At 57.9% G+C, this 12,270-nt stretch carries 8 protein-coding genes; 2 read left to right on the plus strand and 6 right to left on the minus strand.

All coding sequences use genetic code 11. From position 1 onward, the window contains the following. The first annotated feature begins 85 nt into the window (after positions 1 to 85). A complete protein-coding gene (gene rpoC / locus R2A130_RS00875; protein ID WP_009462925.1) occupies positions 86 to 4,288 on the plus strand; it encodes a DNA-directed RNA polymerase subunit beta' in 4,203 nt (1,400 codons plus the stop codon). Positions 4,289 to 4,497: 209 nt separating this feature from the next. Then, on the plus strand, positions 4,498 to 5,283 hold the full coding sequence (locus R2A130_RS00880) for a L,D-transpeptidase (protein WP_009462926.1): 786 nt from the start codon (positions 4,498 to 4,500) through the stop codon (positions 5,281 to 5,283). 42 nt (positions 5,284 to 5,325) lie between these two features. On the opposite strand, the gene sseA is transcribed toward R2A130_RS00880, so the two are convergent. The 6 genes from sseA to R2A130_RS00910 all read right to left on the minus strand — a co-directional run bounded on the left by sseA (position 5,326) and on the right by R2A130_RS00910 (position 12,218). Next, entirely contained in the window at positions 5,326 to 6,174 is an 849-nt protein-coding gene (gene sseA / locus R2A130_RS00885) for a 3-mercaptopyruvate sulfurtransferase (RefSeq protein WP_009462927.1), read from the minus strand. Between the two features lie 13 nt (positions 6,175 to 6,187). After that, complete coding sequence (locus tag R2A130_RS00890) at positions 6,188 to 6,916, minus strand: alanyl-tRNA editing protein (protein WP_009462928.1); 729 nt, start codon at positions 6,914 to 6,916, stop codon at positions 6,188 to 6,190. Further along, positions 6,916 to 7,956: a cysteine synthase A gene (locus R2A130_RS00895; protein WP_040304678.1), complete on the minus strand. Its 1,041-nt coding sequence runs from the start codon at positions 7,954 to 7,956 to the stop codon at positions 6,916 to 6,918. Before R2A130_RS00895 ends, R2A130_RS00890 begins: the two co-directional genes overlap by 1 nt. Positions 7,957 to 8,057: 101 nt before the next feature. Further along, positions 8,058 to 9,386 carry an MFS transporter gene (locus tag R2A130_RS00900; RefSeq protein ID WP_009462930.1) on the minus strand — a complete coding sequence of 443 codons (1,329 nt, stop codon included), beginning with the start codon at positions 9,384 to 9,386 and terminating at the stop codon, positions 8,058 to 8,060. 3 nt (positions 9,387 to 9,389) lie between these two features. Then, the gene (locus tag R2A130_RS00905) at positions 9,390 to 10,652 is read right to left on the minus strand and encodes a cyclopropane-fatty-acyl-phospholipid synthase family protein (RefSeq protein ID WP_009462931.1); all 1,263 of its coding nucleotides are present in this window, start codon (positions 10,650 to 10,652) and stop codon (positions 9,390 to 9,392) included. Between the two features lie 123 nt (positions 10,653 to 10,775). Then, positions 10,776 to 12,218, minus strand: coding sequence for a deoxyribodipyrimidine photo-lyase (locus R2A130_RS00910; RefSeq protein ID WP_009462932.1), 1,443 nt, complete (start codon positions 12,216 to 12,218; stop codon positions 10,776 to 10,778). Positions 12,219 to 12,270 lie beyond the last annotated feature (52 nt).

The following is a 12,270-nucleotide window of genomic DNA, read 5'->3' on the forward strand; positions in this document are numbered from 1 at the left end:
CGCCTTTGAAGAGGCGCGGCGACCGAATTTTTCAGGTCCGCAGAACACCGGACCGCAAGGGCGAAAGCCCAAAGGAGAAAATCACATGAACCATGAGGTCATGAATCTCTTCAATCCGCAGGTGCAGGCTCAGAGCTTCGACTCGATCCGCATCTCAATCGCCGCACCCGAGAAAATTCTCTCGTGGTCCTTCGGTGAGATCAAGAAGCCGGAAACCATCAACTACCGCACGTTCAAGCCTGAAAAAGACGGCCTGTTCTGCGCGCGTATCTTTGGCCCGATCAAGGATTACGAATGCCTGTGCGGCAAATACAAGCGCATGAAATACAAAGGCATCATCTGCGAAAAATGCGGCGTCGAAGTCACGCTGTCGCGCGTTCGGCGCGAGCGCATGGGTCACATCGACCTTGCTTCCCCCGTCGCTCACATCTGGTTCCTGAAGTCTCTGCCATCGCGCATCGGCCTTCTGCTGGACCTGACGCTGAAAGACCTCGAACGCGTTCTTTACTTCGAAAACTTCGTGGTCACCGAGCCCGGCCTCACACCGCTGGCCGATCTGCAGCTTCTCTCCGAAGAAGAGCACATGATCGCGCAGGAAGAATATGGCGAAGAGAACTTCACCGCTATGATCGGCGCTGAAGCGATCCACGAAATGCTGTCGGCGCTAGACCTCGAGCAGCTGGTCAACACGCTGCGCGAAGAGATCGCCACGACGACATCGGAGCTGAAATACAAGAAGCTCTCCAAGCGTCTGAAAACGGCTGAAGCGTTCCTCGATTCCGGCAACCGCCCGGAATGGATGATCATGAAGACGATCCCCGTAATCCCACCGGACTTGCGCCCGCTCGTCCCGCTGGATGGTGGCCGTTTCGCAACGTCCGATCTCAACGATCTTTATCGTCGCGTCATCAACCGTAACAACCGCTTGAAGCGCCTGATGGAGCTCCGCGCGCCGGACATCATCATCCGCAACGAAAAGCGCATGCTGCAGGAATCTGTCGATGCGCTGTTCGACAACGGCCGTCGCGGTCGCACGATCACGGGTGCCAACAAGCGTCCGCTGAAATCGCTGTCCGACATGCTCAAGGGCAAACAGGGCCGCTTCCGTCAGAACCTTCTCGGCAAGCGCGTCGACTACTCGGGCCGTTCGGTCATCGTGGTTGGTCCAGAGCTGAAACTGCACCAGTGCGGTTTGCCGAAGAAGATGGCACTCGAACTGTTCAAGCCGTTCATCTACGCCCGTTTGGACGCGAAGGGTTATTCCTCCACTGTCAAACAGGCCAAGAAGCTGGTCGAGAAAGAGAAGCCCGAAGTCTGGGATATTCTCGACGAAGTTATCCGCGAGCACCCCGTGCTGCTGAACCGCGCGCCCACGCTTCACCGCCTCGGCATTCAGGCTTTCGAGCCTGTGCTGATCGAAGGCAAGGCCATCCACCTGCACCCGCTCGTGTGTGCTGCGTTCAACGCGGATTTCGACGGCGACCAGATGGCTGTCCACGTTCCACTGTCGCTGGAAGCGCAGCTGGAAGCCCGCGTCCTGATGATGTCCACCAACAACATTCTGCACCCGGCCAACGGTCAGCCGATCATCGTGCCGTCGCAGGATATCGTTTTGGGTCTCTACTACCTGTCCATCGAGGCAGAAGGTGAGCCGGGTCAGGGTATGGTCTTCGGCGATGCCGGTGAATTGCAGCACGCGCTCGATAACGGCGTGGTCACCATGCACACCAAAATCAAAGGCCGTTTCAAAGGCCTCGATATCGAAGGCAATCCGTTCTCCGAAATCGTTGATACGACCCCGGGCCGTATGCTCATGGGCGAACTTCTGCCCAAGCGCCCTGGCGTTTCCTACGAGATCGTCAACCAGGAGATGACCAAGAAAAACATCTCCGCGATGATCGACCGCGTGTACCGCCTGTGCGGCCAGAAGGACACGGTCATCTTTGCTGACCAGATCATGAAAATCGGCTTCACCAATGCGTGTAAGGCCGGCATTTCGTTCGGTAAGGACGACATGGTCATTCCGGACACCAAGGAAGGCATGGTCAACGAGACCTCTGCGCTGACCAAGGAATTCGAGCAGCAGTACAATGACGGCCTCATCACCCGCGGCGAAAAGTACAACAAGGTTGTCGACGCCTGGGCCAAGTGCGGCGACAAAGTTGCCGACGAAATGATGGACGGCATTCAGGCCACCAAGTTCGATGAGAACGGTCGCCAGTTGCAGATGAACTCGGTCTACATGATGTCCCGCTCCGGTGCGCGTGGTTCGCCAGCGCAGATGAAGCAGCTCGCCGGTATGCGTGGCCTTATGGCCAAGCCGTCTGGTGAGATCATCGAGACGCCGATCATCTCGAACTTCAAAGAAGGTCTGACCGTGATGGAGTATTTCAACTCTACCCACGGCGCTCGTAAGGGCCTTGCAGACACTGCTTTGAAAACCGCAAACTCCGGTTACCTCACCCGCCGCCTGGTGGATGTGGCGCAGGATTGCATCATCAACGAAACCGATTGCGGCACCACCAACGGTCTCACGATGCAAGCCATCGTCGATGCCGGTCAGGTTGTGGCGTCTCTCGGTGCTCGTATCGTTGGCCGCGCGTCGGCTGATGATATCGCACATCCTGAAACCGGTGAGATCATCGTCAAAGCTGGCCAGTCCATCGAAGAGCCTGACGTGAAGCTCATCGATGAAGCCGGTATCAAGTCGGTCAAGATCCGCTCGGCTCTCACCTGTGAGACCCGCACCGGCATCTGTGGCACTTGCTACGGTCGTGACCTTGCTCGCGGTACACCCGTGAACATGGGTGAAGCGGTCGGCGTCATCGCGGCACAGTCTATCGGTGAACCTGGCACGCAGCTGACCATGCGTACCTTCCACATCGGCGGTACGGCACAGGTGGTGGATTCGTCCTTCATCGAAGCCAGCTACGAAGGTGAAGTAAAACTGCGTAACCGCAATGTGGTGCGCGATTCCGATGGTCGTCTCATGGCGATGGGCCGCAACATGGCCATCCTCATCATGGACGAGCAAGGCAACGAGCGTGCCGTGCACCGCGTGACCTATGGTTCACGTTTGCACGTGGATGATGGCGACAAGGTCCAGCAGGGCCAGCGCGTTGCCGAATGGGACCCTTATACACGTCCCGTTCTCACGCCAGAATCCGGTATCGTCGAGTTCGAAGACCTCGTGGACGGCGTGTCCGTTTCCGAGAGCGCGGACGAGAACACCGGCATCACCAAGCGCACCATCATCGACTGGCGCACCAACCCGCGCGGCGAGAACCTGAAACCGGCTCTCGTTGTTAAGGACAAGAAGGGCAACGTCATCGAGACGGAACTCGGCGGCGAAGCACGCTTCCCGCTTTCTGTCGAAGCGATTTTGTCGGTCGAGCCCGGTGCGGATGTGAAAGCGGGTGACGTTATCGCCCGTGTGCCGCTGGAAAGTGCCAAGACGAAGGACATCACCGGTGGTCTGCCACGTGTGGCCGAACTGTTCGAAGCCCGTCGTCCGAAGGATGCCGCTGTGATCGCAGAGATCGACGGCACCATCCGCTTCGGTCGCGACTACAAGAACAAGCGTCGGATCCACATCGAGCCGTCCGACAACACCGTCGAGCCGACCGAGTATCTCATCGCGAAGGGCAAGCCGTTCCACCACCAGGACGGCGACACCATCGAGAAGGGCGACTACATCCTCGACGGCAACCCGGCACCGCACGACATTCTTGCGGTCAAGGGTGTCGAGGCATTGGCGTCTTACCTCGTCGACGAAGTGCAGGAGGTCTATCGTCTTCAGGGCGTGGGCATCAACGACAAGCACATCGAAGTCATCGTGCGCCAGATGTTGCAGAAGGTGGAAATCACCGATGCTGGCGAGTCGGGCCTTGTGCGCGGCGAGCAGATGGACCGCATCGAGATGGACCTGATGAACGAGAAGCTTGCCGAAGAGGGCCGCGCGCCAGCTTCCGGTGATCCGATCTTGTTGGGCATCACGAAGGCGTCCTTGCAGACGCGTTCGTTCATCTCGGCTGCGTCCTTCCAGGAAACGACCCGCGTTCTGACCGAAGCGGCTGTTGCCGGTAAGTCCGATACGCTGGAAGGCCTGAAAGAGAACGTCATCGTGGGTCGCCTCATCCCGGCCGGTACAGGCGGGGTGATGAACCAGGTGCGCCGCGTCGCCAACTCGCGCGACGACCTCATCATCGAGGAGCAGCGCAAGGTGGCAGAAGCCGAAGCTGCGATGCTGGCCGATATGTCCGGCGTCGAAGGAGAGGCTGCGGAATAACCGCGCCTTTTCGGCAACAGGGGAAGGTTGCGTTAACCTTCTCTTAATAAATCACAAAGCCACGCCGGAACCCCGGCGTGGCTTTTTCGTTATTTGGGTGTAGGTTATCGCTGTTCGGGGGTCGAACGCGGGAGCTGCTGACAGCACGGGTTGAAAGCACATGGGGTGCTTTCAGTCAGTCGGTAGGCTCCGAGCAGGGAGTTCGTATCATGGTATCCACTCGTATACTTTTGTCCGGTTCAGCGCTTTTGAGCCTAGTCGTTTTGCAAGGCTGCACCGGCGTGCCCACCACAACTGCTGGGTATGCAGCGCTTACCGGTCCGGCGTCAGTCAGCCGCTTGTCAGAGACCGAGCAGGGCATTTACCAGTCCCGCAAAATCAGGTCGCAGGTACAGAAGTCTGTAACCTTCGATTATGCTTTGGAATATTCCGGACGTCAGGACGGCGAAGTTTTCGTCGAAGCGTTCGATTACACGAAGATGAACAAGCGCTATCTGCGTCAGGAAGTGGCCTATTTCGGTGCTGAACGCCCGGGCACTATTCTCGTAGATGCGCGTCGTAAGTTTCTCTACCTCATCCAGCCTAACAAAACGGCCATCCGCTACGGCATCGCTGTCGGCAAGGAGGGCTACGGCTGGACGGGTAATTCTATCCTGCAGTGGAAGCAGAAATGGCCTACTTGGACCCCACCGAAGGAAATGATCGAGCGCAAACCGGAACTGGCCAAGTATGCCGAAGGTCTGGGCGGCGGTTCTGATAACCCGCTTGGTGCCCGCGCCATGTATTTGTTCAAGAACGGCAAGGACACGCTTTACCGCATCCACGGCACCAACAAGCCTTATTCCATCGGCAAGGCCGCATCTTCTGGTTGCTTCCGCATGATCAATCAGGACGTGATCGACCTCTACAGCCGTGTCGGCAACAAGGTTCAGGTGCAGGTCCGCCCTGAAGTGAAGCAGGCCGCCCTCTCCGCTTCCGACCAAGCTGGCCGCTAACGTATTTTCAAGCGGGTTGGCTTGCTCGAATACTTTCGACGGCTAGTACGTCTCTATCGGGGTGTCCTCGCGGCCACCCCATTCGCTCCATGACCCGTCATAGATTCGTACACTCGGCGCGTTCAGGCTTTCCAGTGCGAGCGCGAGCGTGGCTGCGGTCACGCCCGAGCCGCATGTGGTCACCACTGGTTGGCTGATATTCACGCCAGCTGTCTCAAACTCCGACTGCAAACCAGGCAGGGACCGCAATCTCCCGTCCTTGATGAGCTTCGATGCAGGCAGGCTTTTCGCGCCCGGCATATGCCCGCTGCGCATTCCGGGTCGCGGCTCCGGTTCTTCACCTGTGAATCGTCCGGCGGGGCGTGCATCCACGATCTGCACATCGCCTGCATTCACATGAGCTGTCATTGCATCGAACGAAACCACGGCAGCGCTTTCGCCGCGATGGTCGTAAAGTGTTGGATAGATCGGCGCAGAACCGGATTCTACGGGCAGCCGGTCCTCCACCCATTTCGGCAATCCACCGTCCAGAATAACTGCTTTTGCAGCACCCATCTGGCGGAAATTCCACCAAACACGGGGTGCTGAAAATAGGCCCGCACCGTCATAGACAACAATCGTATCACTGGATTTGATGCCGAGCTTGCCAACGTGGCGTGCAAATTCATCCGCCGTCGCCAGCGTATGCGGCAAGGGTGAATTTTCTTGCACAACCGCATCGATATCGAAAAACACAGCGCCGGGAATATGAGCGATGTCATATTCAGCGCGACCATCACGCCCCATGGCGGGCAGATACCAAGAGCCATCAACGATGCTCACATCATCGTCTTCCAGATGGTCGAACAGCCAGTCGGTGCTGACGAGGAATGGATTGATAGAACTCGTCATGGTCGTGTCTCTACTATTGGGGAAGTGGGCCGAAGCGGATACGCATCCGCCGGTTCTCGCGTCCCTTTTTCTCGATCTTACCGATATGGATCTCACCGATTTCGCCAGTCTCGCTCACATGGGTTCCGCCGCAAGGCTGCGAGTCCACCACTGCGTCGTCACCGATACAGACCAGCCGAATGCGATCGACACCGGTCGGAGGACGCACATTCTTCGACTTCACCAACCCGGGATTGGCGGCCAATTCGTCCGGCGTGATCCAACGCGTGAAGACGGAGTGGTTGCCCTCCACCAACTCCATCAGCTTCGCGGTCAACTCGGCCTTGTCGGCAGTTTCCGTCATGTCGAAATCGATCCGGCTGTCCGTTTCGCTTACAGCCGCGCCAGTTATGGGCAGGGGCAAAGCGACGGACAATAAATGGCAAGCTGTGTGCATTCGCATCAACCGGTGGCGGCGCTCCCAGTCGATATGAGCGATCAGCTTTTCGCCCACGTCCGGTAACGCTGCGCCGTCTTCGATCTCATGCAAAATGGTGATCTTGGAGCCGTCCGCGTAGCGCACACCCGTGATCACGATCTGCGAGCCGTCAGCACGCTCGAGAAATCCGCTATCGCCCGGTTGTCCGCCACTGGTGGCGTAAAAAACCGTCTGGTCCAACTCGATACCGTCAGCGCTGACGGCCACTACAACCGCATCGCAGGTTTGTGCGTAGGCGTCTTCGGTAAAGACCTGCCGTGTCATCAATCGACCTGTTCGAACGGTACGGTGAAACCGGTGTCACGCTCCATCCATTCCGGTACGGGCAGATCTTTGGACCGCAGGAATTCGGGGTTGAACAGTTTGGCCTGATAGCGCGTGCCGTAGTCGCACAGGATCGTAACAATGGTGTGGCCCGGGCCAAGTTCCTTCGCCAACCGCACGGCACCAGCGATGTTCACGCCGGATGATCCGCCCAGCACGAGGCCCTCATTTTCCATCAGATCGAAGACGATAGGCAGGGCTTCCTCATCGGGAATGCGATAGGGAAAATCGACCTCAAGCCCTTTCAGGTTTTCGGTGATGCGGCCCTGGCCAATACCTTCGGAAATCGATGTGCCTTCCGCTTTCAATTCGCCATGGGCATAATAGCCATAGAGCGCGGCACCGCCCGGGTCGGCCAGTCCAATTTTCACATCGGCGTTCTTGCCGCGCAGATAGTCGGCCACACCCGCCAGTGTACCGCCCGATCCACAGGCGCAGATGAAAGCGTCCACTTTACCGTCGGTATCGTTCCAGATTTCTGGGCCGGTCGTGTCGATATGGGCCTGTTTGTTGGCCACGTTATCGAATTGGTTCGCCCAGATCGCGCCCTGTGGATGGCTCTCGGCCAACTGCTCGGCCAAGCGACCGGAAAGCCGCACGAAGTTGTTGGGGTTTGAATAAGGCGCCGGTGGCACCTCAACCAGCTCCGCGCCGAACGCCTTGATCGCGTCTTTCTTTTCCTGGCTCTGGCTGTTGGGAATGACGATGACCGAGCGGTAGCCCAGCGCGTTGCCCACCATCGCCAATCCGATGCCGGTGTTGCCCGCTGTGCCTTCCACGATGATACCGCCGGGGCGAATTTTGCCTTCTGTTTCGGCAGCGCGGATGATGGACAGCGCTGCGCGGTCTTTCACGCTTTGGCCGGGGTTCAAAAACTCCGCCTTGCCCAGAATTTCGCAACCCGTTTCGTCTGACACCTTGTTCAGGCGGATGAGAGGCGTGTTGCCGATGGCGTCGATGACGGAATGATGGACGGTCATGGTCTGACTTTCGCAGAAATTCGGTTCGGACCACATGTAGGGTGACGGTTTATCCGCGTCCAGCAAAGCGATTTCATGTCATGGATGAGAAGCGAAAAGGCTTACCCTTTTCCGCTTTCATCGATGCGGGCGCGCAGCCTCTTCACATCATCTTCTGTGAGCGGAAAGTTCCAGATGAGGGCAAGGGCGGGTATTTTCAGCAAGATTGGCCCCCAACCATAAATGAAGCCCAGTAAGGTGATGCCGATGGCGGTGGATACCGTGGAATCCGAAGCTGAAAACCCAAACCATTCCAGTAACGGCAACACGGTGATCGCGGTCAGCGCCAGCGACATCTTCGTCGCTAAACTCCACAACGCAAAATAAACGCCGGAGCGCTGTTCGCCGGACTCTGCCGTGTCCACGTCGATTACGTCAGCCTGCATTGCTGCGGGCTGGGTCAGGTCCGCGCCGAGCGCCAAGCCGGACAGCAAACACACAGCGCCAAAGGCCCATGCGTTGCCTTCTGGCAAGAAAGGGGCGGGGGCGAAAACGACCATGGCGAAGATGATGGCCGTGCACCACGTGCGGTGCTTGCCGATGCGGCCTGCCAACCATGTCCAGAACGGCACGCCGATGATCCCGGCAAAGAAGTAGAGGAGGATGAGCGGCCCGCGAAGTTCCTCCAATTGTAGGCGCTGGGCGCAATAGAGCAGGAAGAGCGTGGCGGCGATGGAGTTGCCGAATCCGTTCAGGAAGAATGCCAGCAGCAGTCGCTTGAACGGCGCGTTCTGGCCCAGAAACCGCCAGCCTTCGATAAAGCTAACGCGGGCGCGGCTGTGCTCTTTAGGTTCAGGCACGGTGAACAACGTGAGCAGTGCAAACAGCGGCAGCGCGATAACGATGATGACGGCCAGCAGAGCGAAGCCGTGGAAACTTTCCACATCCGGCCCCCAACCGATGGTGAACGGCACGGCGATAGCAACCAACGTGCCCACCAGCGTGAAACCTTCGCGCCAACCGGCGACGCGGGCGCGGCCGGAATAGCTGGTTTCAAGCTCTGCGCCCCAAGCCGTGTAGGGCAAGATGGCGAAGGAGTAGCCGATGGACAAAACGAAGGTCCAACCAGCGACATGCCAGACGGTGGCATCGATCGGCGGCCAAAACAGATTCCACACACCCACCATGACGATAGGTACGGATAGCGCGAACCAGAAGCGGCGACGGCCAAAACCCGGACGAATACGATCCGTCAGCCAGCCGATCAGCGGATCGTTCACCGCATCGAAAAGGCGCACCACGAAAAGCGCGATGCCGAGAGACGCCAATGACAGGCCAAAGCGCTCGGCATAAAAAACCGGAATGAACGAGTAGAGCGGTAGCGTTAGCGCAGCCAGCGCGATGGCGGGCAGGGCGTAGATTGCCAACCGCCATGAGGGCAGACGTTCCATGCCTTAGGTAGTCGGTTTTTCGAAGATTATCTGGCGCACGTCGATGGAGCCCGCGCGGAAACCGGCCTCGCAATAATAGAGGTAGAATTCCCAAATGCGGCGGAAGCGATCGTCGAAGCCTAGCGGTTTGATCGTGTCCCACGCGGCTTGGAAACTCACCGCCCATTGGCGTAGCGTCTCACCGTAATCACGGCCAAAGGCGCGGGTGGAAAGCTGCGGTACACCGTATTTTTCGCCCATCTCTGTCATGATTTGCGCGCTCGGCAACATGCCGCCGGGGAAGATGTATTTCTGGATGAAATCCGGGTTCTCACGATACCACGCGTAGTCTTCGTCTTTGATCGTTATGACCTGAACCCCGGCGCGGCCACCCGGTAACAACCGGTCGCGGAGTTGCTGGAAATAGGATGGCCAGAAGCTCTCGCCCACGGCCTCGAACATTTCGATGGAGCCGATGCGGTCGTAGGTGCCTGTCTCGTCGCGGTAGTCCTGAAATTTGATGGTGACCTTATCGTCGAGGCCCGCATCTTTCATGCGTTTCACGGCGTAGTCGTATTGCTCTTGGCTGATGGTCAGGCAGGTGACTTTTGCGCCGATTTCGCCAGCAACGTAGTGGGCGAAACCGCCCCAGCCGCAGCCGATTTCCAAAACGTGATGGTGCGGTTGAATGTCGGTTTCGCGGGCGAGGGCCGCATATTTTGCCCGTTGCGCTTCTTCCATCGAGTTTGCACCGTCCTCGAACAGGGCGGAGGAGTACGTCATGGAAGGGTCGAGCCACTGGCTGTAAAAAGCGTTGCCGAGGTCGTAGTGAGCGGAGATGTTGCGCTTGGAACCGGCTTTGGAATTGCGGTTCTTGAAGTGAATCAATTTGGAAAGAAGGTTCATCAAGCGGTTGCGATTGAAGAAGGTTTCGCCTCCGCCGCCGTAGGAGTTGATGAGGAACATTTCCAAAAACGCGGTCACGTCCGGGCTGTCCCATTCGCCTTCGATATAGCTTTCGGCCAAGCCCAGTGACCCGTTGGCGAGCAAACGCGGCACGACGCCCCAATTGTGAAACGTGGCTTCTGCGTGCGGGCCGGGTTTTGGCGCATCGTATTGGATCGTGCGACCGCCGGGGATGGTGATTCGTAGCGAACCAAATTGCAGTCGCGTTATGTTGCGAACAATAAGGGCTGCGCGGCGTGGCAATCCACGAACAGCTTCGTCCACGGTTTCAGCGGTCACAGTAATAATGTCGGTGGCAGATCGGCGGGCCATTTGATCCATGCAAAAAATTCCTTCGCGCCCTAAAGCGCATTCCAAACAACTACGCTGGTCTGCGGTAAATGGTTTCGCAGGTCCTCTGGTCAGGCTCCTCGACCAGTAATGTGTAAGGTGAAGATGACAGTCTTATCCGTCAACCGCTTCACGCATCTCTTGCAGCGCTGCAAGCGCACGTTCGCGTGCTTCTTTGTGGTCGACGATGGGGCGTGGATAAGTGTCGCCCAATTTCACGCCGGCATCGCGCAAAACGGTCAGCGGCGCTTCCCATGGTGAAGGCAGATACTTGGCGGGCAGCTTTGCCAATTCGGGTACCCATTTTTTAATATAGACGCCGTCCTTGTCGAATTTTTCTGCCTGCATGATTGGGTTGAAAATGCGGAAGAAGGGCGCAGCATCCGCCCCCGTTCCTGCCACCCATTGCCACTGCGCGGAGTTCGACGCCGGATCGCCATCCACCAGCGTATCCCAGAACCAGTCTTCGCCATGCCGCCAGTCGAGCAGCAGATGTTTGACGAGGAAAGAACCGACGATCATGCGGACACGGTTGTGCATCCAGCCGGTCTGCCAAAGCTGCCGCATACCGGCGTCCACGATGGGGTAGCCGGTCTGTCCCTTTTGCCATGCGCGGAGTTGCTCATCATCGCTGCGCCAAGGAAAGGAGTCGTACTTTGTGTTGAAATTTTCGTTGGCGAGGTCCGGCCATTCCTGCAGCAGATGGTAGGAAAATTCGCGCCACACCAATTCCTTCACCCAGGTTTCGCGTGCCTTGCTACCCGCTGAAAGACGACCGTCCTGCGCCATCTGCCACAACCGATAAGGGCTTATTTCGCCCCAGCGCAGATGGGGAGAAAGCCGTGATGTGCGGTCGTCGCCAGGTAGGTCGCGGGCGCTGTCATAGACATCGAGATCGTCCGACATGAATGCGCGCGCACGGGTTTGCGCAGCGCTTTCGCCGGGCGTCCAAACCTTCAGCCAGCCATCCGACCAGTCCGGTTTGGTGGGCAGCAAATCCCATTCGTCGAGATTGTCGCTGGCAACGTCACCGCCGAAACCGGCTATTTCTTGCGGGGCAGGGTGTGCATCGCGGGGCAAGCCCATTTCGCAGAACTTTTTCCAGAACGGCGTGTAGACCTTGTACGGATTGCCCGTGCCGGTCCGAACGTTGATCGGCTCATGCATGATGATGCCGCCGTAGCTTTTTGCTTCGCCCTCGAAATCGCCTTTGATTGTGGCATCGACAGTCTGTTCCGCGTCGCCGTAACGACGGTTCCAGACAACATTTTCTGCGCCGACCTCTTTTGCCAGATCGAAAATCACCTCCGCGCCCGGACCACGGCGCAAGATCAGGTCGACGCCCAGTGCGCCCAGATCTTTGGTCAGCGATTTAAGCGAATGATGCAGCCACCAGCGCATCGCGCCGCCAAGTTTGCGAATACCTTCCGAGGCCTCATCGAAAACAAACACAGCGACAACCGGCTTACCGCTTTCTGCCGCTGCTATGAGCGCCGGATTGTCGTCCAGTCGCAAATCCTGACGGAACCACATGATGATGGGGGAGGTCTTGCTCATATTTCAGTCAGGTTCTGTTCATGTTCGTTGGCGTAACGGATGAAGCGTTGCA

The sequence above is a fragment of the Ahrensia sp. R2A130 genome, from assembly GCF_000179775.1.
Taxonomy (GTDB): Bacteria; Pseudomonadota; Alphaproteobacteria; order Rhizobiales; family Rhizobiaceae; genus Pseudahrensia.